Here is a 22,290-nt window from a genome sequence, read left to right as displayed (position 1 = left end):
GGCGGCGCGATGGACATCATCGACCCGCTCGGCCCGCTCGACCCAAATTTCGCGACGCAGTTCAAACGTGACGATCGTCGGCCGAAGTGCCAGCTTTATCTCATCTCCCCGCTGGAAGTGGGCGGCGGGTTTCCAGATCGCCTGAAACGCGCGCTCGACGCCGGCCCGGTCGCCGCGTTTCAGTTCCGCGTGAAGGGCGTGGATCAACATGCCGCCGCCGCACTTGCGGAGCCATTGCGCCGGATCTGCGCCGACGCGGATGTGGCGTTCATCGTCAATGACAGCATTGCGCTGGCCAAGCGCGTCGGTGCGGATGGCGTCCATCTGGGGCAGGGTGATGGCGATCCACGCGAAGCCCGGCTCGAGCTCGGGCCAACCGGGCAGATCGGCGTGACCTGCCATGGCAGCCGCCACCTGGCGATGGAGGCGGGGGATGCAGGCGCGGATTACGTGGCGTTCGGTGCCTTCTACCCCACGCAGACCAAGACGACGGAACATGTCGCGGACCCGGTCCTGCTCAGCTGGTGGTCGACCGTGTTCGAAATCCCGTGCGTCGCGATCGGCGGGATCACGCCGGTCAATGCGCCACCGCTCGTTGCGGCGGGTGCCGACTTTCTGGCGGTGAGCCACGCGGTCTGGGGCGGCGACGAAGCAGCGGCGGTCAAGGCATTCGAGGCGGTTCTCGCCTAGAAGCGGTTGCGGCCGACCCGCACCTCGACCTTGGTTGTGCACAATTTACGCGCGACCGTCCCGGCATCGCGCACCAGCACCATCAGTTCGTCGCCGGGAAGGATTCGTTCGTCACTCGGCGGGCGGGTGATGCGCGTGTCGCCGCGCCGGATTTGCACGATGAAGAATGCTCCCGCCGCCAGCCGCTCGGCCGCGCCGACAGAGAGATTGGCAACCGCCGTACCGGACTCGGCGACGATCAGTTCGAGATCGAGCCCCAATTCGCCGAGATCATGCCGCGTGCGGGCCACGTCTGGCGCGGAAGATAGCGCGTCGCTTGCGGGGTAGAGGATCATCCGCGCAATCCGCTCCGCGCCGATATGGGTGGGAAGGACAACCTTGTTGGCACCGGCGCGCAGCAGCTTGCGTTCCGTCGTCGGCGCTTCGCCACGTGCGATGATCTGCAGCGCGGGGTTCAGGTTGCGCGCGCTCAAGGTGATGAAGACGTTTGCGGCATCGTCAGGCAGCACCGTCGCCAAAACGCGCGCGCGGTCGATCCCGGCGGCGAGCAGCACGTCCTCCTCGGTCGCGTCCCCCGCGATGCAGAGATAGCCCAGCGCCTCCGCCTCGGCGAGGCGTTCCGGTCCGCGTTCGACCACCACCAGCGGTGCGCCAGCCGTCGCCAGATCGCGCGCCAGCATCAGGCCGATCCGCCCGAAGCCGCAGACGATGACGTGCCCGGTCAATTTCTCGATGCGCGCGTGCATGCGGTTGGCTCCCAAAATCTGCTTGAGCTGGAGGACGGTGAAGAGCTGGACGAGCGCGCCGGTCAGCAGGATCATGCCGGTGCAGCCGAGGATCATCGTCCCCATCGTGACCGCGTGGAGATACGGCGTGTCAATCGGCCGAACCTCGCCATATCCGACGCTATAGACGGTCAGCACGACCATGTATGACGCGTCGGTGAAGCTCCACCCGGCGGCCATATACGCGAGCGTCGACACCACCATGACGGCTAGCACGAACGCCACGATCGACGCGAGATTGCGCGCGGGCGAACCCAGGACGCTTTCGGTGTCGGTCAGGAAAGTGCGCACGGACAATGGGTGTGCCGGGGCGGTGCCGCTGAGTCCAGCCCGCCTTGCCGAAACGGGCGACCGACGCTAAGGGCCGCGCTCACGCTCTTTCAATCTGCAGGCACCCCAATGAAGATCAACGCGGTCGAAATCCGTCCCGGCAACATCCTGGAATATGAAGGCGGCATCTGGAAGACCGTCAAGATCCAGCATACCCAGCCGGGCAAGGGCGGTGCCTATATGCAGGTCGAGATGAAGAACCTGATCGACGGCCGCAAGACCAACGTCCGCTTCCGCTCGGCCGAAAGCGTCGAGAAGGTCCGGCTCGACACGGTCGATTTCCAATATCTGTTCCGTGAGGGCGACACGCTGACCTTCATGGACAAGATCAATTACGAGCAGATCACGCTCGACGCCGATATCCTGGGCAACGCTGCGGCGTTCCTGCAGGATGGCATGGATGTCGTGATGGAATTGTGGGACGAACGCCCGATCGCGGTGCAGTTGCCCGATACGATCGAAGCGATGATCGTCGAGGCCGATGCCGTGGTGAAGGGGCAGACCGCCTCTTCGAGCTATAAGCCCGCGATCCTGGAGAACGGCGTCCGCGTGATGGTGCCGCCGCATATCGGCGCGGGTACGAAGATCGTGGTCGATGTTTATGAGCAGACTTACGTGCGCCGAGCAGACTAAGACGATTAGCGTCAGCTAATCGCATGGTCTGCCGGCCGGCCGGCGCGCGTCGCGCGACCGACGACGCGGGCTTTGCCCGCGGCTGACATTCCCTCCCCCAGCCCCTCCCGCAAGCGGGAGGGGAGGAAGAAAAAGATATGGCATCCCATTCCGGTCTCATGACCATCATCGATCGCGCCGTCCGCAAGGCGGGGCCGCGGTTGCGTCGCGATTTCAACGAAGTCCAGAATCTGCAGGTCAGTCGCAAGGGACCGGCCGACTTCGTATCGATCGCCGACCAGCGCGCTGAGCAGACGATCTACGAAGAACTGTCGCGCGCACGGCCCGATTGGGGTTTCTTGATGGAGGAGCGCGGCGAGATTGCCGGCGACCCTAACAAGCCGCGCTTCATCGTCGATCCCTTGGATGGCACGACCAACTTCCTGCACGGCATCCCGCATTTCGCGATTTCGATCGGGGTCGAGGAGCCGCTGCCCAATGGCAAGCGCGAGATCACCTCGGCGATGGTCTATCAGCCGATCACCGATGAGGCGTTCTGGGCCGAAAAGGGGCGCGGGGCATGGGTGCAGTCGGAGCGGCTGCGCGTATCGGCGCGGCGCGATCTCGGCGATTCGCTGATCGCGACGGGCATTCCCTTCATGGGGCATGGCGATTTCGCGCAGTGGGCGCGCATCTTCGGCGCGGTCGCGCCCGAAGTTGCGGGCATCCGCCGGATGGGATCGGCCGCACTCGATCTCGCCTGGGTCGCGGCGGGGCGCTATGACGGGTATTGGGAAAGCGACCTTAAGTATTGGGACGTCGCGGCGGGGCTTTTGCTGGTCAAGGAAGCGGGCGGTTTCGTGTCCGATTTCCGCGGTGGCGAGCGGATGATCGAGCGTAGCGAATTCCTCGCCGCGAACGACGCGCTGCAATCGCGCCTGCACAAGCTGATCGCGGGGGCCTTGCGCTAAAGTCGCAAAGGGTCACACTATCGACGATTGCTGCGCGCTGAGCGTAGGTCGGCTTGCGGCGTGCGCCCTCGTGCTCCTGCTTGGCCATCATGCGCTTATAATGCGTGTGGGACAGGCGTTCGCGTTCTTGCGAATCATTCTCACCCGCCAAACCCTTGCCCGACTCCCGGCACGGGCCTAAAGCCCGCGACACCTCCTTCGCACATGCGAGATGCCTCTTGATCGACCTGTCGCAATATCTGCCGATTCTGCTGTTTCTGGGCGTGGCGCTCGCGCTCTCCAGCGCGTTCGTGTTCCTGCCGATGATCGCCCAGCGCTTCACCGGCGCCTATAAGCCGACGTCGGAAAAGCTCAGCGAATATGAGTGCGGTTTTCCCGCATTCGAGGACCCGCGCAGCCAGTTCGATGTGCGATTTTACCTCGTCGCCATTTTGTTCATCATCTTCGATCTGGAGGCGGCATTTCTCTACCCGTGGGCGGTGAGCGTGTTCAAATTGGGTTGGGTCGCCTGGGCGTCTATGATGGTGTTCATCGCCGAGCTGGCGCTGGGCCTGGTTTATGCGTGGAAGAAGGGAGCGCTCGAATGGGAGTAGAACTTACCCATCCGTCGAGCACGGGTGCCATCATCCAGCCCGACGCGAGCTTCTTTAACGATTTGAACGGCGAGCTCGGCGACAAGGGGTTCCTCGTCACCTCGACCGAGGACCTGTTTCATTGGGCGCGCACCGGCAGCCTGTGGTGGATGACGTTTGGGCTGGCGTGCTGCGCGGTCGAGATGATCCACGTCAACATGCCGCGCTATGACCTGGAACGCTTCGGCGCCGCGCCGCGCGCGTCCCCGCGCCAGAGCGACGTGATGATCGTCGCGGGCACGCTGTGCAACAAGATGGCCCCGGCGCTGCGCAAGGTCTATGACCAGATGAGCGAGCCGAAGTACGTCATTTCGATGGGCTCGTGTGCCAATGGCGGCGGCTATTACCATTATTCGTACAGCGTCGTGCGCGGGTGTGACCGGATCGTTCCGGTGGACATCTATGTGCCGGGCTGCCCACCGACTGCCGAGGCTTTGCTGTACGGGATCATGCAATTGCAGCGGAAGATCCGTCGGATCGGGACGATCGAACGGTGAGGAAGCTTCTAGCAATTTTGGCAGTTCTTGCGGTTGCTGCCTGCAGTGGTTCGTCGGATGCTGAAACTAGCCCAGTCACGATGCACAGGCTTGGCGCCGGTACGCCCGATGCTGAGGGCTGGGTTCGCGCCCAATCAACCTCTGGTGCGATGAAAGCGGACCTTCCCTGCCGTTATAACGATTTCACCATGACCGTCGTCGAGCAGTCGGCCCCGGTCATCAAATCGTTCGGGATCGGCTGCAAACGTCCCGATGGTTTGAAAATGTCGGTCGTTCGCGCTGTTTATAGAGCTGGAGAGAAGTCGGCAGTCGGTTCGTTCACGGCTGTGGCCGCCAATTACGGTAAAGCGGCCAAAAAGGTCACTCGGTCGAAGTCGAACGGGCATGACGTGATCGATATAAGCTCTGGTGAGGCGGGAAGTTGCGCAGAAAGCCGGTTCGTACGTGCAGGCCGCGATAACATCATCATGACTCTTGAAGCGCCGACAAGTGACTGCGCAGCCTTCAAGGCTGTGGGCACTAGGTTCTTCAATTCCTTAGAGTTCGAGAACCGGTCCGATGCGTAATTCCTCACCGCGCTACTCCCCGTCCGATGGGGTTACGGACGCCGCTGGCGCGGTATTGGGTGCGCGTCTGCTGTCGTCGCTCGACGCGGTCGGCGAAGTGGCGCTGCATGTCGAACGCACGTCGCTGGTCGAGACGATGACGTTGCTGCGCGATACGCCTGGCCTCGAATATCAGCAGCTCATGGAAATCGCGGGTGTCGATTATCCCGATCGCGGGCAGGACCGGTTCGAGGTCGTGTATTGCCTGCTATCGCTGACGCGCAATCACCGCATCCGCGTGCATGTGCAGACCGATGACGAGAAGCCGGTGCCGTCGGTGACGGGCATCTGGCCGGTCGCGGGTTGGCTCGAGCGCGAAGTGTATGACATGTACGGCGTGCTGTTCAGCGGCAATGCCGATCTGCGCCGCATCCTGACCGATTACGGTTTCCGCGGGCATCCGCAGCGGAAGGATTTCCCGCTCACCGGCTATGTCGAGCTGCGCTATTCGGAAGAAGCCAAGCGCGTGGTGTACGAGCCGGTGCAACTGGCGCAGGATTTTCGCAGCTTCGATTTCATGAGCCCGTGGGAGGGTGCCGAATACATCCTGCCGGGTGACGAGAAGGCCAAGGTTCCAGAGGCCAAGGGCGCGCCGACGCCGCTTTCGGCCGATGCGATCGTCAAGGCTGATGCAGCGAAATCGCCGGTTTCGGGGGCGACCGAGGTGAAGACCAGCGAGAGTACGGCGCAGACGGGCGCAGGAAAGCCGGGGCCTAAGTGATGGTGTTTTCCTTTTGCGACCACCCCGGCGAACGCCGGGGCCCAGTTGCGGGCGTTTTATTAGAGAGTGCCGCGCTCAATTTTCAAAACCTGTGCGACTGGGCCCCGGCCTTCGCCGGGGTGGCGCTAACGTCCGCGGGAGTGGCCGCATGACCGACTATCTCGACCAGATCGAAGGCCGCCGCGACGGGGAAGACCCCGCAGTCGGCGATGTCGAAATCCAGAATTACACGATCAATTTCGGGCCGCAGCACCCCGCCGCGCACGGCGTGTTGCGGCTCGTGATGGAGCTTGACGGCGAAATCGTCGAGCGAGTCGATCCGCATGTCGGGCTGCTGCACCGCGGCACCGAGAAATTGATCGAGTACAAGACCTACATGCAGGCGCTGCCGTATTTCGATCGGCTCGATTACTGCTCGCCGCTGTGCATGGAGCATAGCTATGTGCTCGCGATCGAGAAACTGCTCGATCTCGAAGTGCCGATCCGCGCGCAATATCTGCGCGTGTTCTTCGCCGAGCTGACGCGCATTTCGAACCACATGCTCAACCTCGGCAGCCACGTCATGGACGTCGGCGCGATGACGCCGAACCTGTGGATGTTCGAAATCCGCGAAGACTGCATGAACTTCTTCGAGCGCGTGTCGGGCGCGCGGATGCACTCGGCCTATTTCCGGCCCGGCGGCGTGCATCAGGACGTGCCGTTGAAGTTGCTGGCGGACATCGCCGACTGGCTCGACACGCGCTTGCCGCGCTTGTTCGAGGATGCGATTTCACTCGTCGCCGACAACCGCATCTTCAAGCAGCGCAACGTCGATATCGCGACGGTGAGCCGCGACGATGCGATCAAATGGGGCTTTTCCGGGCCGATGATCCGCGGATCGGGCATCGCCTGGGATTTGCGCAAGTCGCAGCCGTATGACGTGTACGCCAAGATGGATTTCGAGGTGCCGGTCGGCACGCGCGGCGATTGCTATGATCGTTTCATGGTGCGCGTCGAGGAAGTCCGCCAATCGGCGCGGATCATGAAGCAGTGCCTCAACGAGATGCCCGAGGGGCCGATCGCGTCGCTCGACCGCAAGGTGGTGCCGCCCAAGCGCGCCGAGATGAAGCGGTCGATGGAAGCGCTGATCCACCACTTCAAACTCTACACCGAGGGCTTCCACGTGCCCGCGGGCGACGTCTATGTCGCGACCGAAAGCCCCAAGGGCGAGTTCGGCGTGTATTTGGTCGCGGACGGCACCAACAAGCCGTACCGTTGCAAGATCCGCCCGACCGCCTTCTCGCATCTGCAGGCGATGGACTTCATGGCGAAGGGCCACATGCTGGCGGACACGACGGCGATTCTCGGCGCGATGGATATCGTGTTTGGGGAGTGTGACCGGTGAGTGGTGACCAGCAAGAAATGCTCGGGGCTTTCGTCGGGCACCTGATTTTCTTTGCGATTTTAATGGCCGTTGGGGTCGGCATGAGCGCGTGGCTTGGCTCTCGTCGTTCCGACAAGAAGTTTGTCTGGTGGCCTAGCGTCGTTTCAGCGGCTTTGGTTGGTGTTGCGCTGGTAAGCACCTTCAGCCGTTTTGGTGCGGCCGATGCTGCGGCCGGAAAAGCTATGCCAAAAGTCACGCCTGAGGTTTTGAGGCAAAAGTTACGCCTGGGCGCTCGGCTACCCACGGACGATGCCTCGCTTCGGACAATGGAGACAAAGGCGAAAGCCGCGATGGCGCAGCAGGGGAAGATCGCTTCCGGCGAGATCGTGGTTAGAATTGTCGCGATTCAAGTCGGCCATCAGAAACTGATTTTGCAGAAAGCTTGGTGGCAGAAATATCTGGTCAACAGTGAGATTATGACGCTTCGCGACGGGGAGATGATAGGCATTAATTGCACATCTTCGCAGGCTGATGTTTTGCCACCGAAATTTAAGGGCACGGCGTGCGGGGCTGAAGTTTTGAAGGTTCTAAATGTTGATGTTTCGACGTTGTCTGGTGATATCTAAAAATGGCTGAAGCCCCAAAAATCCCCGACGAAGCCGAAACCCGCGCACGCTGGGGTTCCTTCGCCTGGACCGAAGAAAACCAGACCAAGGCGAACGAAATCCTCGGTCGCTATCCCAAGGGGCGCGAGCAATCGGGGTCGATCCCGTTGCTCGATCTCGCGCAGCGCCAGGTCGGCGCGGAGACGCAGACGCAAGGGTGGCTGCCCGTGCCGGTGATCGAGTTCGTCGCGCGGCAAATCGGCGTGCCGTACATGCGCGTGTATGAGGTCGCGACCTTCTACACGATGTTCAACATGGCGCCGGTCGGCCGTTTCAACGTGCAGGTGTGCGGCACGACGCCGTGCATGTTGGGCGGCAGCGACGACGTGCTGGCAGCGTGCAAGAACAAGGGCCTGATCAAGGGCCGCACCACGCCCGACGGCCTGTTCACGCTGACCGAGGTCGAGTGCCTGGGTGCCTGCGCCAACGCGCCGATGGTGCAGATCAACGACGACAATTTCGAGGATCTCGACTATGACCGCACGATCGCGGTGCTCGAGGCGCTGGCTGAGGGTAAGCCGGTAACGCCGGGCTCGCAGACCGGGCGGCGCGACAGTTGCGCGGCCGGTGGGCCGACCAATTTGACCGCAATGGTCGATGAAAACCATGATTATCGGGGAGAATGGGCGTGAATAAGAACACCATCGTCACGATTCTGGCGATCATCGGCGGGATCGTCGTGCTGGGCTGGGTGCTGCGGCTGACCTTCGCGTTGCTCGGGCCGATCATCGTGATCGGACTCGGCGTGCTGATCTACCTCGTGCTGACCGGCGACAAGCGTATCGGAGGACCGAAGTAAGTGCTTGCCGACAAGGATCGCATTTTCACCAACGTCTACGGTTTTCAGCCGTGGAACCTGAACGCCGCGATTATGCGGGGCGATTGGGACAATACGCGGGCGCTGATGGCGCGCGGGCAGGACCCGATCATCGACGAGATCAAGGCGTCGGGCCTGCGTGGGCGCGGTGGCGCTGGCTTCCCGACCGGCACGAAATGGTCGTTCATGCCCAAGGAACCCAAGCCCGACCGGCCCAACTTCCTGGTCATCAACGCCGACGAATCCGAGCCGGGTAGCTGCAAGGACCGCGAGATCATCCGGCATGATCCGCACAAGCTGATCGAAGGCGCGCTGGTCGCTGGCTACGCGATGCGCGCGCGTGCCGCCTACATCTACATTCGCGGCGAATATATCCGCGAGGCCGAGACGCTCTTCGCCGCCGTGGCGGAGGCGTATGACAAGGGCCTGCTCGGCAAGAATGCGTGCGGATCGGGCTATGATTTCGACGTGTTCGTCCACCGTGGTGCTGGCGCGTATATCTGCGGCGAAGAGACCGCGATGCTTGAGAGCCTTGAGGGCAAGAAGGGCCAGCCGCGGCTGAAGCCGCCGTTCCCGGCGGGTGCGGGGCTGTATGGCTGCCCGACGACGGTCAACAACGTTGAGTCGATCGCGGTCGTGCCGACGATCCTGCGGCGTGGTGCGGCGTGGTTTTCAAGCTTCGGCGCCGAGAATAACCGCGGCACCAAGCTGTTCCAGATCAGCGGCCATGTGAACAAGCCGTGCGTGGTCGAGGAAGCGATGTCGATCACCTTCCGCGAGCTGATCGAGACGCATTGCGGCGGCATTCGCGGCGGGTGGGACAATCTGCTCGCAGTGATCCCCGGCGGCTCCTCGGTGCCCTTGGTGCCGGCGGCCGAAATCATGGATTGCCCGATGGATTTCGACGGCCTCAAGAAGGTCGGCTCGGGCCTCGGCACTGCGGCGATCATCGTGATGGACAAGTCGACGGACATCGTCCGCGCGATTTCGCGGCTTTCGTACTTCTACAAGCACGAAAGCTGCGGCCAGTGCACGCCGTGCCGCGAAGGCACCGGCTGGATGTGGCGCGTGATGGAGCGGATGCGCACCGGCGACGCCGACATCTCCGAGATCGACACGCTGTACCAGGTGACCAAGCAAGTCGAAGGCCACACGATCTGTGCATTGGGCGATGCTGCGGCCTGGCCGATCCAGGGGCTGATCAAGCATTTTCGCCCGGAAATGGAGCGGCGGATCACCGAGAAGCGTGGCGGCGGGCTGAGCCCGATGATGGAAGCTGCTGAATAATGCCTAAACTCAAAGTCGACGGCGTCGAGATCGAAGTGCCTGCCGGTGCAACCGTGCTCCAGGCCTGCGAGCTTGCCGGCAAGGAAATCCCGCGTTTCTGCTACCACGAGCGCCTGAGCATCGCGGGCAATTGCCGGATGTGCCTGGTCGAGGTGAAGCCCGGACCGCCGAAGCCGCAGGCTTCGTGCGCGTTGCCGGCGGCCGAAAATCAGGAGATTTTCACCAACTCGCCGATGGTCAAGAATGCGCGCGAAGGGGTGATGGAATTCCTCCTCATCAACCATCCGCTCGATTGCCCGATTTGCGATCAGGGCGGGGAATGCGATTTGCAGGACCAGTCGATCGCCTATGGCCGTGGCCAGTCGCGCTATGACGAGAATAAGCGTGCGGTCACCGAGAAATATATGGGGCCGATCGTCAAGACGGTGATGACGCGCTGCATTCAGTGCACGCGCTGCATCCGGTTTGCCGAGGAAGTCGCTGGCGTCGAGGAAATCGGTGCGATCGGGCGTGGCGAGAACATGCAGATCGTGTCGTACCTCGAAGGTGCGGTGACGAGCGAGCTGAGCGGCAATGTCGTCGATCTGTGCCCGGTCGGCGCGCTGACGTCGAAGCCGTACCAGTTCGAGGCGCGGCCGTGGGAGCTCAAGAAGACCCTGACGATCGACGTGATGGACGCGGTCGGCACCAACATCCGGCTCGATAGCCGGGGTCGGCAAGTGCTGCGCGCGCTGCCGCGGATCAACGAGGATGTGAATGAGGAATGGGCGTCGGACAAGACGCGCCACGCGGTTGACGGGTTGGTCCGTCGCCGCCTCGATAAGCCATACATCCGCAAGGATGGCCGCTTGACCGAAGCATCGTGGGATGCTGCGTTCCTTGCCATCTCGCAGGTGGATGCCGGGGCAAGCGTCGCGGCCATTGCGGGCGATCTGGTCGATTGCGAGACGATGTATGCGGCCAAGGCGCTGCTCGCGTCATACGGCTCGTCGCTGCTCGAAGGGCGGCAGACGGGGATGGATTACGATACCTCGTCGCTGGCCGCAGTCAATTTCAACACGACGATCGCGGGCACCGAGCGGGCCGATGTGATCCTGCTGGTCGGCAGCAATGTGCGCTGGGAAGCGCCGCTGGTGAACACGCGGATCCGCAAGGCGATCAAGAAGGGCGCCAAGGTCTTCGCGATCGGGCCGGAGACCGAGCTGACCTATAAGGTCGAATGGCTCGGGGCCGATCTGGCGCTGCTCGGCAATTTGCCCGAGGCGGTGACCGAGGCATTCGGCAAGGCCGAGCGGCCGATGGTGATCGTTGGCGGGGCAGGGCTCAAGGCACTCGGCGCGGCGCTCGCGCTGGTTGGGTCGCTGGGTCTCGTGAAAGACGGCTGGAACGGCTTCAACGTGCTCCATATGGCGGCGAGCCGGATGGGCGGACTGATGCTGGGGTACGCGCAGAAGGGCGGCATCGCGGATGTCGTCGCGGCGGCCCCGAAGCTCGCTTTCTTCCTGGGCGCGGACGAGGTCGATTTCGGCAAGTTCGCAGGGACCTTCAAAGTCTATGTCGGCCATCATGGCGACAAGGGTGCGGCGGCGGCGGACGTGATCCTGCCGGGCGCGAGCTACGCCGAGAAGTCGGGGACGTATGTGAACCTTGAAGGCCGGGTCCAGCGTGGCGAGCGCGCGGTGTTCCCGCCGGGGGATGCGCGTGAGGATTGGACAATCTTCCGCGCGCTCTCCGCGGTGCTGGGTAAGACGTTGCCGTTCGATACGCTCGACGAACTGCGTGCGGCGATGGGCGTGGATACGCCGGCGCTCGCGACGTTGGGGCTGGCGCGCTTCGAGTGGGCAATGCCTGCACTGGATGCGGCTGCAGCAGGCGAGATTGCAGGGTACCCGATCAAGGATTTCTACCTGACCAACGCGATCTGCCGTGCTTCGCCGACGATGCAGCGCTGCTCGGCGGAACTGGTGCATGGGCAGGATTTTGCGGAGGCGGCGGAATGAGCCTGCATCCGTACCGTTCCCCGGCGCAGGCCGGGGTCCAGTTGTGCGCGATCGGTAACGCGAACGCTGCGCAAGCCAACCAAAACCATCGCAACTGGACCCCGGCCTGCGCCGGGGAACAGGGAGCGCACGCATGACCTCCTGGACCTCCGCCTGGCTCGGCTATGAAGGATCGTGGTTCCTCTGGACCATCATCGACATTCTGCTGATCGCCTTCCCGCTGATGCTGTCGGTCGCGATGATCATCTATGCCGATCGCAAGATCTGGGCGTCGATGGCGCTGCGGCGTGGGCCGAACGTGGTTGGGCCGTTCGGGCTGCTGCAAAGCTTCGCCGACGGGTTGAAGGTGTTCCTGCAGGAAACGATCATCCCGTCCGCCGCGAACAAGGTGCTGTTCCTGCTCGCGCCGATCATCACCTTTACGGTCGCCTTGATCGTATGGGCGGTGGTGCCGTTCGACGCCCGCGCGGCGCTCAGCAATATCAATGTCGGCTTGCTCTACGTGCTCGCGGCGTCGTCGCTCGGCGTGTACGGCATCATTCTGGCGGGCTGGTCGTCCAACTCGAAATACCCCTTCTACTCGGCGATCCGCGCTGCGGCGCAGATGGTGTCGTATGAGGTCGCGATCGGCTTCGTGCTGATTTCGATCGTGCTGTGGAGCGGCAGCTTCAATCTGACGAACATCGTCGAGGCGCAGCGCGGCATGGGCTTCGGGCTGATCAACGGCTTCTTCATCAACCCGTTGCTGTTCCCGATGGCGGTGGTGTTCTTCATCTCTTCGCTTGCGGAAACGCAACGCGCGCCGTTCGATCTGACCGAGGCGGAGAGCGAGCTCGTCGCGGGGTATCAGACCGAATATTCGTCCATGTCGTTCGCGCTCTATTGGCTCGGCGAATATGCCAACGTCATCTTGATGTGCACGCTCAACGCGACATTGTTCTGGGGCGGGTATCTGCCGCCGCTCGACTTGCCCGTCCTGTACGCGGTGCCGGGCATCCTGTGGCTGTTCGCCAAGATGCTGTTCTTCTTCTTCCTGTTCAGCTGGGTGAAGGCGACCGTCCCGCGCTATCGCTACGACCAGTTGATGCGCCTGGGGTGGAAGGTGTTCCTCCCGCTGTCGCTGTTCTGGGTGTTCCTGGTGTCGGGCTATTTGATGCTGACGCGGGTGGGGATGTGATGCTTGCACTCCTCCTTATGACGGCACAGGGTGGTCCACCTCCTGCGCCAGCCGGCGCAGGTCGGTTGAATTACGATTTCAGCTGCCGAATCCGCGGGAGCGGTTCGGTCGCTGCGGACGTCTCCGGTTACGTTCGGCAAGGCGCTGCCCGGGGGCGGGATGTCGAAACGACGATCAGCATCACGTCGGACTCGTCGGACTTCCCATCTGTCCGTTCCGATCACTTCTGGACCCCTGACGCGCAGATCACGACGACGGTGGAAATGGGATCGCGTCGCTACACTTGGCGGCTTTATCTACCGCCAAGTATGATTGAGCAGAACGGACATATCGCTCTGTTCGAATACGATCGGGCGTCGAATTTCGCAAAGTTCGTGGCAACGGGCCTATGCGATCTGAAAAAAGCAGAGACAGTGCAATGAACATTGCTCAAATTATTAAGTCGTACACCCTGTGGGAATTCCTCAAGGCGCATGCGCTGACCTTGCGGTATTTCTTCAAGGCCAAGGCGACGATCAACTATCCGTTCGAGAAGAACCCGATCAGCCCGCGCTTCCGTGGTGAGCATGTGTTGCGGCGCTATCCGAACGGCGAGGAACGCTGCATCGCGTGCAAGCTGTGCGAGGCGGTTTGCCCGGCGCAGGCGATCACGATCGAGGCCGAACCGCGCGACGATGGGTCGCGCCGCACGACGCGCTACGACATCGATATGACCAAGTGCATCTTCTGCGGGCTGTGCCAGGAAGCATGCCCGGTCGATGCCGTGGTCGAGGGTCCGAACTTCGAATACGCGACCGAAACGCGCGAGGAACTGATCTACGACAAGGCGAAACTGCTCGCGAATGGCGATCGCTGGGAAAGCGCGGTCGCCGCGAACCTTGCCGCCGATGCACCGTACCGGTAGGCGAGCGCGCATGAACGATTCTCAAAAATCCTCCCCGGTACGGGGAGGTGGCATGCGCAGCATGACGGAGGGGGGCTTCCTCTCGCGTATCGCGTGTGGCGCCCCCCCTCCACCGTTCGCTGAATGCTCACGGTCCCCCTCCCCGTGCCGGGGAGGATTGTGATGATCCAGGCTATCGCCTTTTATCTCTTCGCGTTCATGGTGATCGCGTCCGCCGCGCTGACCATCACCGCGCGCAACCCGGTCCATGCCGTGCTGTGGCTGATCCTGGCGTTCTTCAACGCCGCCGGGCTGATGGTGCTGGTCGGCGCCGAGTTCATCGCGATGCTGCTGGTGATCGTGTACGTCGGCGCGGTCGCGGTGTTGTTCCTGTTCGTCGTGATGATGCTCAACGTCGATTTCTCGGAATTGCGCAGCGGCTTCGTGCGCTATGCCGGGATCGGGGCGTTGCTCGCGCTCGGATTGGCGGCGGAGATCATGGTCGCGTTCGGCGCGTGGAGCGCGGGGAAGATCGAACTCGCCCGCCGCGCCGCACCGACGCCGGAGACGGTGCCGAATATCGAGGCGCTGGGGATGCTGCTCTACACGCGCTATCTGTTCGTGTTTGAAGGGGCGGGCCTCGTGCTGCTGGTCGCGATGATCGGCGCGATCGTGCTGACCCACCGCGACCGCAAGGGATCGCGCCAGCAGGATGTCGCGCGGCAGAATGCGCGGCGTCCACAGGATGCAACGCGCAACACGCGGCCGACCGTCGGCGCAGGGGTGGAATTGTGATGGGTATTTCTAAAATCCTCCCCGGCACGGGGAGGGGGACCGCCAGCCTTCTTCAGGCTGGTGGTGGAGGGGTAGCCGCAAGCGCTGCGCCCGGAACTACCCCTCCACCGTTCGCTGAATGCTCACGGTCCCCCTCCCCCGTTGGGGGAGGAGCGCAATGATCGGCCTTACCCACTATCTCGTCGTCGCGGCGATCCTGTTTGCGCTGGGCGTGTTCGGCATCATCGCCAATCGCAAGAACCTCATCGTCATGTTGATGGCGATCGAGCTGATCCTGCTCGCGGTGAACCTCAATTTCGTGGCCTTCTCAGGCTATCTGCACGATCTGGTGGGGCAGGTGTTCGCGATGTTCGTGCTGACCGTCGCAGCGGGTGAGGCGGCGATCGGGCTTGCGATCCTCGTCATCTATTTCCGCGCGCGCGGGACGATCGCGGTCGACGATGCCAACCGGATGCAGGGGTAAAGTTACGTGCATTCGATCCTTTTCATCGTTTTCCTGCCGCTGCTCGCGGCGATCGTCGCGGGTTTCGCGAATAAGAGCTTTGGTGCGCTGCTGCCCAAGGTCGTAACGACCGGCGCGCTGTTCGTTGCCGCTGCGCTGAGCTGGAGCGTGTTCATCCCGTATCTGGGCGGTGGGGAAGCAACGGTCACGCCGGTGCTCGACTGGATCCATTCGGGCGATATGCGCATCGACTGGGCGCTGCGCGTCGATTCGCTCACTGCGGTGATGCTCGTCGTCATCACGTCGGTGTCGGCGCTCGTTCACCTGTATAGCTGGGGCTATATGGAGGAGGACCCCGACCAGCCGCGCTTCTTCGCGTATCTGTCGCTGTTCACCTTCGCGATGCTGATGCTGGTGACGGCCGACAACCTTGTGCAGATGTTCTTCGGCTGGGAAGGCGTGGGGCTCGCCTCATATCTGCTGATCGGGTTCTGGTTCCGTAAACCGACCGCCAATGCCGCCGCGATCAAGGCGTTCGTCGTCAACCGCGTCGGCGATCTCGGCTTTATGCTGGGGATTTTCGGAACGTATCTGGTGTTTAACACGATCTCGATCCCCGAGATCCTGCGGCTGGCGCCGGGGATGGCCGGGTCGACGATCGGCTTTGTCGGGTATCGCATCGATACGATGACGGTGCTGTGCCTGCTGCTGTTTGTGGGCGCGATGGGCAAGTCGGCGCAGCTCGGCCTGCACACCTGGTTGCCTGACGCGATGGAGGGGCCGACCCCGGTGTCGGCGCTGATCCACGCGGCGACGATGGTGACGGCAGGCGTATTCATGGTGTGCCGCCTGTCGCCGATGTTCGAAACCTCGCCCTTCGCGCTGACCGTGGTGACGACAGTGGGGGCGGCGACGTGCCTGTTCGCGGCGACAGTTGCGCTGGTACAAACCGATATCAAGCGCGTGATCGCCTATTCGACCTGTTCGCAGCTCGGCTACATGTTTTTCGCGGCAGGATCGGGCGCGTATGGCGCGGCGATGTTCCACCTCTTCACGCACGCTTTCTTCAAGGCGTTGCTGTTCCTGGGTGCAGGGTCGGTGATCCATGCGATGCATCACGAGCAGGACATGCGCTATTACGGTGGCCTGCGGAAAAGCATCCCGCTGACTTTCTGGGGCATGATGATGGGCACGCTCGCCATCACCGGCGTCGGTCTGCCTGCGGTGTTCGGCAATCCGCTCGCGATTGGTTTCGCCGGCTTCCATTCGAAGGATGCGATCATCGAGGCGGCCTGGGCTTCGGGCAATCACGGTGCGTCGATCGTCGGGATGATCGTCGCGTTGCTGACGAGCTTCTATTCGTGGCGCCTGATGTTCCTCACCTTCTGGGGCAAGCCGCGCTGGGTGCAGTCCGAGCATATCCAGCACGCGCTGCACGATGCGCATGGGCATGGCGATCACGCCCATGACAACCACGCGCACGACGATCATGGCCATCATGCGCCGCACGACGGCACGGGTGGCTATCATCCGCATGAGAGTCCTCTGGCCATATTGATTCCGCTGATCCTGCTGTCGATCGGTGCGATCGCAGCTGGCTTTGTGTTCCACGGCTCGTTCATTGAACCCGAGGCCGGTGAGCGTTACTGGCGCGGCGCAATCGCCTTCCGCGAGCATTTGATGCACGCGATGCACGAGGTGCCGCTGGGCGTGAAATTGTCGGCGACGATCGCGATGCTGACGGGCCTGGTGGGCGCGTATATCTTCTATATCCGCGCGCCTCAGGCCCCGGTGAAGCTCGCCGAGACCTATCGGCCGGTCTATCTCTGGCTGCTCAACAAATGGTATTTCGACGAGCTGTACGATCTGCTCTTCGTAAAGCCCGCTTTCGCGCTTGGCCGCTTGTTCTGGCACCGCGGGGATGAGCAGACGATCGACCGCTTCGGCCCGAACGGCGTTGCATGGGTCGTCGCGCAAAATGCGCGCGTCGCGGGCAAGATCCAGTCGGGCTATGTCTATACCTACGCCTTCGTCATGCTGCTTGGGCTGACCGGCGCCGTTACCTGGGCGATTACACGATGAGCTGCCTCTTGAGCGTTTCCGTTCGCCCTGAGCTTTTCGAAGGGCAGCTCTCCACCAGTAAGACATCGCGTGTCGCGAGCCGGGCTTCGACAAGCTCGGCCCGAACGGATGCAGGGACGATTACACGATGACCGGCGTGCCTCTTCTTTCGATCATGCTGGCGGTGCCGGCGATCGCGGCGGTCGCGTGTCTGTTCACGACCGCGCAGAACGCGCGCTGGATCGCACTGATCGCGACGCTGGTCGATTTGGTGCTCGGGATCGCCCTGTGGGCACAGTTCGATATCGGCGGACCGCAATGGCAGTTCGTCGAGGATGCGGGATCGCTGGGCGTGTTCGGGTGGAAGCTCGGCATCGACGGTTTCGCGCTGATGCTGGTGATGCTGAGCGTGTTCCTGATGCCGATCTGCATCGGCGCGAGCTGGGTCGCGGTGACGAGCCGCGTGCAGGAATATATGGCGGCGTTTCTGTTCACCGAGATGCTGATGATCGGCACCTTCACGGCGCAGGATCTGTTCCTGTTCTACATCTTCTTCGAGGCTGGCCTGATCCCGATGTACCTCATCATCGGCATCTGGGGCGGGGCGAACCGGATTTACGCCAGCTACAAATTCTTCCTCTACACGCTGCTCGGCTCGGTGCTGATGCTGGTGGCGATGCTGTGGATGGCGAATTTCGCCGGCACGAGCGACATCCCGACGCTGCTCAACACCGATTTCCCGGTGCAGGTGCAGACGTGGCTGTGGCTCGCTTTCTTTGCCTCGTTTGCGGTCAAGATGCCGATGTGGCCGTTCCACACCTGGCTTCCCGATGCGCACGTGCAAGCGCCGACGGCGGGTTCGGTCATCCTGGCGGGCGTGCTGCTCAAGCTTGGCGGATATGGTTTCCTGCGCTTCTCGCTGCCGATGTTTCCGGAGGCGTCGGCACAGTTAAGCTGGCTGATCCTTGGCCTGTCGGCGGTGGCGGTGATCTACACTTCGCTGGTGGCGTTGGTGCAGTCCGACATGAAGAAGCTGATCGCCTATTCCTCGGTCGCGCATATGGCGATCGTGACGATCGGGCTGTTCGCGTTCAACCGGCAGGGGATCGAAGGCGCGATGATCGTCATGCTGTCGCATGGTCTCGTCTCGGCGGCGTTGTTCCTGTGCGTCGGCGTGATTTACGACCGACTGCATACCCGTGAGATTTCGCGCTACGGCGGCCTTGCGATCAACATGCCGAAATACGCCGTGCTGTTCATGCTGTTCACGATGGCATCGGTCGGCCTGCCGGGGACGAGCGGCTTCGTCGGCGAATTCCTGAGCCTTGCGGGCACGTACCGCGTATCGACCACGATCACCTTGCTCTGCACGACGGGCATCATATTGGGTGCCGCTTACATGCTCTATCTCTACCGCCGCGTCGTCTTCGGCGAGATCGTCCATGACGATGTCCGCGCGATGCCCGACCTGTCCTTCCGCGAAGTTGCATTGCTCGCGCCGATTGCCGCCGTTGTCTTGTGGATGGGCGTCTATCCAGAAAGCTTCCTGGCACCGATGCGTGGCGATGTCGGCACGTTGGAGGCGCGGATCGCGCGCGCTGCTCCCAAGGGGGACTCGCTCCCGACGATGAGCAAGGCGGTCGCGCTGCCGGCGCACCATGCGGAGGCACACCCATGAACGCCGATCTGTTGATGACGCTGCCCGAACTGGTTCTGGCGGTTGGAGCCATCGCGCTGATGCTGGTCGCAGCGTGGGGCGGGCAGGGCTCGACCAAGCTGGTGTCCTGGGCCTCGGTCGCGGTGCTGATCGGTGCCGGGATCGCGCTGACCGGCCCCGCGTCGAGTGGCGGCCCGGCGTTCGGCGGGTTGTACCGCGCCGATGCCTTCGCGGCTTTTGCCAAGGTGCTGATCTACGGCGCGTCGGCAGTGGCGATCATCATCGCACCGCGCTTCTTTGCGGCGGGCACGGGCGACGATCTGCGTCCGGAGTATCCGGTGCTGATCCTGCTGTCGGCAGCGGGCATGGGAATGATGGTGTCGGCGGGCGATTTGCTGACGCTCTATGTCGGCCTCGAACTGCAGAGCCTCGCGGCATACGTGCTCGCAAGCTTCATGCGGCGCGACACGCGCTCGGCCGAGGCTGGCCTCAAATATTTCGTGCTCGGTGCGCTGGCGAGCGGGATCCTGCTGTACGGGATAAGCCTCGTTTACGGGTTCAGCGGCACGACGCTCTTTTCGTCGATTTCGACCGCTTATGGCGCAGGCCACTCGCTCGGGCTGACCTTCGGGTTGGTGTTCGTGTTTGCCGGGCTCGCCTTCAAGATCAGCGCGGTGCCGTTCCACATGTGGACGCCCGACGTCTATGAAGGCGCGCCGACGCCGGTGACGGCGTTCTTCGCCTCCGCGCCCAAGGTTGCGGCCGTTGCGCTGTCGGTGCGCGTTGCGATCGAGGCGATGGGCCCGGCGACTGACCAATGGCGGCAGATCGTGATCTTCGCGTCGCTTGCGTCGATCATCTTCGGCGCGGTCGCGGCGATCGGGCAAACCAACATCAAGCGGCTGCTGGCCTATTCGTCGATCAACAATGTCGGCTTCGTGCTGGTCGGGCTAGCGGCGGGCACGCCCGAGGGGGTTGCGGCGACCTTGTTCTACCTTGCCGTCTATGTCGTGATGACGCTGGGCAGCTTCATCATCGTGCTGCAGATGCGCGATGCGGAAGGGCATCCGGTCGAAACGATCGCGAGCCTGGCGGGCCTGTCGCGGACGCGGCCGGGGCTGGCGCTGGCGATGGCAATCTTCATGTTCTCGCTGGCGGGCATTCCGCCGCTCGTCGGGTTTTTCGCAAAGCTGGCCGTGTTTACCGCGGCGGCGCATGCCGGGTTGTATCCGCTCGCGGTGGCTGGCTTCGCGGCCTCGGTGATCGGCGCCTATTATTATCTGCGCGTCATCAAGGTGATGTATTTCGATGCGCCCGGTGAGGCTTATTCGGGCCGCGCGACACCGGTCGAGGGCGGATTGATCGCGGTCATGGCGGTTGCCGTGTCGCCGGTCGGCTGGATCGCGCTGGGGACGCTGGGCGTGTGGACCACCACCGCAGCGAAAGCGCTGTTCTGAGCGAGCGCGTGCGGACCGTCGCCGAGACGGGGTCGACCAACGCCGATATGCTGGCGCTCGCCGGGGCGGGTGTCGCCGAGGGCGTATGGCTGCGCGCCGAGCGCCAAAGTGGCGGGCGCGGGCGGCAGGGGCGAGTGTGGGCCTCGCCGGTCGGCAATTTCTATGGGTCGACCGTGGTGCAGGTGCGGGGTGGTGATCCGTCCCCTGCGACGCTGGCGCTGGTGGCGGCGGTAGCGTTGGAAGAGGTGGTTCGGGTGTACTTGGCGCTGCCGTTCCCCGGCGAAGGCCGGGGCCCAGGGTTTCAGAGGACAGCGCTTGCGACCCTGGACCCCGGCCTTCGCCGGGGAACAGCGAGTGCAGGCGGCCTCGCCATAAAATGGCCGAACGACCTGCTGCTCAACGGGGCCAAGCTTTCCGGCATCCTTCTCGAACGCGCGGGTGATGCGGTGGTGGTGGGCATCGGCGTGAACTTGGCGCACCACCCCGAAGACACCGACCGCCAAGCGACCAGCCTTGCCGCTTACGGCACCGCACCCGATCCGAGCGACTTCGCCGAAACGCTGGCCGATGCCTTCGCGCGCTGGGTCGGCATCTGGCGCGGGCAGGGGCTCGGCCTCGTCCGTACGCGTTGGTTGGAGCGCGCGCACCCGATCGGCACCGCGCTCACCGCACGGCTGCCCGATGGCAGCGCGACCGATGGCCTGTTCGGCGGGCTCGATTTCGACGGTGCGCTCAACCTGCGCTTGGCGGATGGCACCACGCGTGTCATTCACGCCGGCGACGTATTTTTGCTATAGATTTCTTCAACCGTTCGCCCTGAGCCTGTCGAAGGGCTGTCCTTCTGACGGACCCAACAAGGCAGTGCTTCGACAAGCTCAGCACGAACGGACAGGTAAAGGTCATCACCGAATGCTGCTCGCCATCGACGCCGGCAACACCAATGTCGTTTTCGCGCTGCTCGAAGGCGGTACGATCAAGGCGCGCTGGCGGATCGCGACCGATCCGCGCCGTACCGCCGACGAATATGCGGTGTGGCTCAGCCAGTTGCTCAGCCTTGAAGGCTATGACCGGGCGCAGGTAGCCGGCGTCATCATCGCCACCGTCGTGCCGCGTGCGCTGCACAATCTGCAGACGCTGGCGCGCAAGTATTTCGGCAGCGAACCGCTGATCGCGGGCGAGCCGCCGGTCGAATGGGGCATGGCGCTCGACGTGCTCGAACCCAAGAGCGTGGGCGCGGACCGCGCGGTGACGATGATCGCGGCGCATGCGCTGCACCAGGGCGATTTGATCGTGATCGATTTCGGCACCGCGACGACGCTCGACGTGGTGGACTATAGCGGCGCGTATAAAGGCGGGATCATCGCGCCGGGCATCAACCTGTCGCTCGACGCGCTCGTCACCGCCGCTGCCAAGCTGCCACGCATTGCGATCGAAGCGCCGGCCGATACCAGCGTGATCGGGCGCGATACCGTCAGCCAGATGCAGATCGGGATCTTCTGGGGCTATGTCGCAATGATCGAAGGGCTGGTCGCGCGGATGAAGGCCGAGGTCGGGCGGCCGATCACCGTCGTCGCCACCGGGGGTCTCGCGATCCTGTTCGAGCAGCATACGACGATGTTCGACGCGGTCGAACCCGATCTTACTATTCAGGGGCTGGCGATTCTGTGGGATCGCGCCCATATGAAGGCCTAGAGTCAGCGCGTGCGCGCCCCGCCAAAGTCTAGGCTACGCGGTGCCCCGCTTCCCCGATCTCTACGAAATCAAGCGCTTAGATGCGCAACCCTTGGTCCGCGAGTCCCGCGAGGCCGCATGTGAAAGAACGAGACCTACGTGACGAACCCCA

General features: G+C 63.1%; 23 protein-coding genes. 22 read left to right on the top strand and 1 reads right to left on the bottom strand.

The window, feature by feature from the left end; translation table 11 throughout:
* The first annotated feature begins 9 nt into the window (after positions 1-9).
* Positions 10-690 carry a thiamine phosphate synthase gene (thiE, locus tag HMP06_RS06440; RefSeq protein WP_176496346.1) on the top strand — a complete coding sequence of 227 codons (681 nt, stop codon included), beginning with the start codon at positions 10-12 and terminating at the stop codon, positions 688-690.
* Here thiE and HMP06_RS06435 read toward each other — a convergent pair.
* The gene (locus tag HMP06_RS06435; protein WP_197940747.1) at positions 687-1,766 is read right to left on the bottom strand and encodes a potassium channel family protein; all 1,080 of its coding nucleotides are present in this window, start codon (positions 1,764-1,766) and stop codon (positions 687-689) included. The two genes, thiE and HMP06_RS06435, sit on opposite strands and share 4 nt — an antisense overlap.
* A gap of 108 nt (positions 1,767-1,874) precedes the next feature.
* Between HMP06_RS06435 and efp the strand changes: the two genes are divergently transcribed.
* From efp to HMP06_RS06330, 21 genes are all read left to right on the top strand, one after another.
* On the top strand, positions 1,875-2,438 hold the full coding sequence (efp, locus tag HMP06_RS06430) for an elongation factor P (protein WP_176496345.1): 564 nt from the start codon (positions 1,875-1,877) through the stop codon (positions 2,436-2,438).
* Positions 2,439-2,575: 137 nt separating this feature from the next.
* Entirely contained in the window at positions 2,576-3,388 is an 813-nt protein-coding gene (locus HMP06_RS06425) for an inositol monophosphatase family protein (protein WP_176496344.1), read from the top strand.
* A 218-nt stretch (positions 3,389-3,606) separates the two neighbouring features.
* A complete protein-coding gene (gene ndhC, locus HMP06_RS06420; RefSeq protein ID WP_176496343.1) occupies positions 3,607-3,981 on the top strand; it encodes an NADH-quinone oxidoreductase subunit A in 375 nt (124 codons plus the stop codon).
* Positions 3,972-4,517: a NuoB/complex I 20 kDa subunit family protein gene (locus HMP06_RS06415; RefSeq protein WP_176496342.1), complete on the top strand. Its 546-nt coding sequence runs from the start codon at positions 3,972-3,974 to the stop codon at positions 4,515-4,517. The genes ndhC and HMP06_RS06415 overlap by 10 nt, the downstream gene beginning before the upstream one ends.
* Positions 4,514-5,083, top strand: a complete 570-nt coding sequence (locus HMP06_RS06410; protein WP_176496341.1) for a hypothetical protein — start codon at positions 4,514-4,516, stop codon at positions 5,081-5,083. Before HMP06_RS06415 ends, HMP06_RS06410 begins: the two co-directional genes overlap by 4 nt.
* Positions 5,076-5,843, top strand: a complete 768-nt coding sequence (locus tag HMP06_RS06405) for an NADH-quinone oxidoreductase subunit C (protein ID WP_176496340.1) — start codon at positions 5,076-5,078, stop codon at positions 5,841-5,843. The genes HMP06_RS06410 and HMP06_RS06405 overlap by 8 nt, the downstream gene beginning before the upstream one ends.
* A 148-nt stretch (positions 5,844-5,991) precedes the next feature.
* Positions 5,992-7,227, top strand: coding sequence for an NADH-quinone oxidoreductase subunit D (locus HMP06_RS06400; RefSeq protein ID WP_176496339.1), 1,236 nt, complete (start codon positions 5,992-5,994; stop codon positions 7,225-7,227).
* Positions 7,224-7,832 carry a hypothetical protein gene (locus tag HMP06_RS06395; protein ID WP_176496338.1) on the top strand — a complete coding sequence of 203 codons (609 nt, stop codon included), beginning with the start codon at positions 7,224-7,226 and terminating at the stop codon, positions 7,830-7,832. Before HMP06_RS06400 ends, HMP06_RS06395 begins: the two co-directional genes overlap by 4 nt.
* Before the next feature lie 2 nt (positions 7,833-7,834).
* Positions 7,835-8,503, top strand: coding sequence for a complex I 24 kDa subunit family protein (locus tag HMP06_RS06390; RefSeq protein ID WP_176496337.1), 669 nt, complete (start codon positions 7,835-7,837; stop codon positions 8,501-8,503).
* A complete protein-coding gene (locus tag HMP06_RS06385; protein WP_176495223.1) occupies positions 8,500-8,670 on the top strand; it encodes a hypothetical protein in 171 nt (56 codons plus the stop codon). Before HMP06_RS06390 ends, HMP06_RS06385 begins: the two co-directional genes overlap by 4 nt.
* Positions 8,671-9,975, top strand: a complete 1,305-nt coding sequence (gene nuoF / locus HMP06_RS06380) for an NADH-quinone oxidoreductase subunit NuoF (protein WP_176496336.1) — start codon at positions 8,671-8,673, stop codon at positions 9,973-9,975.
* Entirely contained in the window at positions 9,975-11,975 is a 2,001-nt protein-coding gene (nuoG, locus tag HMP06_RS06375) for an NADH-quinone oxidoreductase subunit NuoG (RefSeq protein ID WP_176496335.1), read from the top strand. The genes nuoF and nuoG overlap by 1 nt, the downstream gene beginning before the upstream one ends.
* Before the next feature lie 133 nt (positions 11,976-12,108).
* A complete protein-coding gene (nuoH, locus tag HMP06_RS06370; RefSeq protein WP_176496334.1) occupies positions 12,109-13,152 on the top strand; it encodes an NADH-quinone oxidoreductase subunit NuoH in 1,044 nt (347 codons plus the stop codon).
* 418 nt (positions 13,153-13,570) lie between these two features.
* Complete coding sequence (gene nuoI, locus HMP06_RS06365; protein ID WP_176496333.1) at positions 13,571-14,056, top strand: NADH-quinone oxidoreductase subunit NuoI; 486 nt, start codon at positions 13,571-13,573, stop codon at positions 14,054-14,056.
* Positions 14,057-14,218: 162 nt separating this feature from the next.
* On the top strand, positions 14,219-14,830 hold the full coding sequence (locus HMP06_RS06360; protein ID WP_176496332.1) for an NADH-quinone oxidoreductase subunit J: 612 nt from the start codon (positions 14,219-14,221) through the stop codon (positions 14,828-14,830).
* 157 nt (positions 14,831-14,987) lie between these two features.
* Positions 14,988-15,293: an NADH-quinone oxidoreductase subunit NuoK gene (nuoK, locus tag HMP06_RS06355; protein WP_176496331.1), complete on the top strand. Its 306-nt coding sequence runs from the start codon at positions 14,988-14,990 to the stop codon at positions 15,291-15,293.
* Between the two features lie 6 nt (positions 15,294-15,299).
* Positions 15,300-17,354, top strand: a complete 2,055-nt coding sequence (gene nuoL, locus HMP06_RS06350; RefSeq protein WP_176496330.1) for an NADH-quinone oxidoreductase subunit L — start codon at positions 15,300-15,302, stop codon at positions 17,352-17,354.
* Between the two features lie 127 nt (positions 17,355-17,481).
* Entirely contained in the window at positions 17,482-19,011 is a 1,530-nt protein-coding gene (locus tag HMP06_RS06345) for an NADH-quinone oxidoreductase subunit M (RefSeq protein ID WP_176496329.1), read from the top strand.
* A complete protein-coding gene (nuoN, locus tag HMP06_RS06340) occupies positions 19,008-20,447 on the top strand; it encodes an NADH-quinone oxidoreductase subunit NuoN (protein WP_176496328.1) in 1,440 nt (479 codons plus the stop codon). Before HMP06_RS06345 ends, nuoN begins: the two co-directional genes overlap by 4 nt.
* Positions 20,448-20,494: 47 nt before the next feature.
* On the top strand, positions 20,495-21,244 hold the full coding sequence (locus HMP06_RS06335) for a biotin--[acetyl-CoA-carboxylase] ligase (protein WP_176498395.1): 750 nt from the start codon (positions 20,495-20,497) through the stop codon (positions 21,242-21,244).
* A 112-nt stretch (positions 21,245-21,356) separates the two neighbouring features.
* Complete coding sequence (locus tag HMP06_RS06330) at positions 21,357-22,139, top strand: type III pantothenate kinase (protein WP_176496327.1); 783 nt, start codon at positions 21,357-21,359, stop codon at positions 22,137-22,139.
* Positions 22,140-22,290 lie beyond the last annotated feature (151 nt).

The organism is Sphingomonas sp. HMP6, assembly GCF_013374095.1.
GTDB lineage: Bacteria > Pseudomonadota > Alphaproteobacteria > Sphingomonadales > Sphingomonadaceae > Sphingomonas.
Note: the sequence above shows the minus strand (reverse complement) of the source record. Positions and strands in the feature narration are given on the sequence as shown.

Excerpts from the sequence above, each read along its gene's own strand:
- HMP06_RS06330 (WP_176496327.1), top strand. The coding sequence starts at position 21,357 with ATGCTGCTCGCCATCGACGCCGGCAACACCAATGTCGTTTTCGCGCTG.
- efp (WP_176496345.1), top strand. The coding sequence starts at position 1,875 with ATGAAGATCAACGCGGTCGAAATCCGTCCCGGCAACATCCTGGAATAT.
- nuoG (WP_176496335.1), top strand. The coding sequence starts at position 9,975 with ATGCCTAAACTCAAAGTCGACGGCGTCGAGATCGAAGTGCCTGCCGGT.
- HMP06_RS06425 (WP_176496344.1), top strand. The coding sequence starts at position 2,576 with ATGGCATCCCATTCCGGTCTCATGACCATCATCGATCGCGCCGTCCGC.
- nuoK (WP_176496331.1), top strand. The coding sequence starts at position 14,988 with ATGATCGGCCTTACCCACTATCTCGTCGTCGCGGCGATCCTGTTTGCG.
- HMP06_RS06360 (WP_176496332.1), top strand. The coding sequence starts at position 14,219 with ATGATCCAGGCTATCGCCTTTTATCTCTTCGCGTTCATGGTGATCGCG.
- HMP06_RS06405 (WP_176496340.1), top strand. The coding sequence starts at position 5,076 with ATGCGTAATTCCTCACCGCGCTACTCCCCGTCCGATGGGGTTACGGAC.
- HMP06_RS06335 (WP_176498395.1), top strand. The coding sequence starts at position 20,495 with ATGCTGGCGCTCGCCGGGGCGGGTGTCGCCGAGGGCGTATGGCTGCGC.
- nuoH (WP_176496334.1), top strand. The coding sequence starts at position 12,109 with ATGACCTCCTGGACCTCCGCCTGGCTCGGCTATGAAGGATCGTGGTTC.
- HMP06_RS06390 (WP_176496337.1), top strand. The coding sequence starts at position 7,835 with ATGGCTGAAGCCCCAAAAATCCCCGACGAAGCCGAAACCCGCGCACGC.
- HMP06_RS06415 (WP_176496342.1), top strand. The coding sequence starts at position 3,972 with ATGGGAGTAGAACTTACCCATCCGTCGAGCACGGGTGCCATCATCCAG.
- HMP06_RS06345 (WP_176496329.1), top strand. The coding sequence starts at position 17,482 with ATGACCGGCGTGCCTCTTCTTTCGATCATGCTGGCGGTGCCGGCGATC.
- HMP06_RS06400 (WP_176496339.1), top strand. The coding sequence starts at position 5,992 with ATGACCGACTATCTCGACCAGATCGAAGGCCGCCGCGACGGGGAAGAC.
- thiE (WP_176496346.1), top strand. The coding sequence starts at position 10 with ATGGACATCATCGACCCGCTCGGCCCGCTCGACCCAAATTTCGCGACG.
- nuoN (WP_176496328.1), top strand. The coding sequence starts at position 19,008 with ATGAACGCCGATCTGTTGATGACGCTGCCCGAACTGGTTCTGGCGGTT.
- nuoI (WP_176496333.1), top strand. The coding sequence starts at position 13,571 with ATGAACATTGCTCAAATTATTAAGTCGTACACCCTGTGGGAATTCCTC.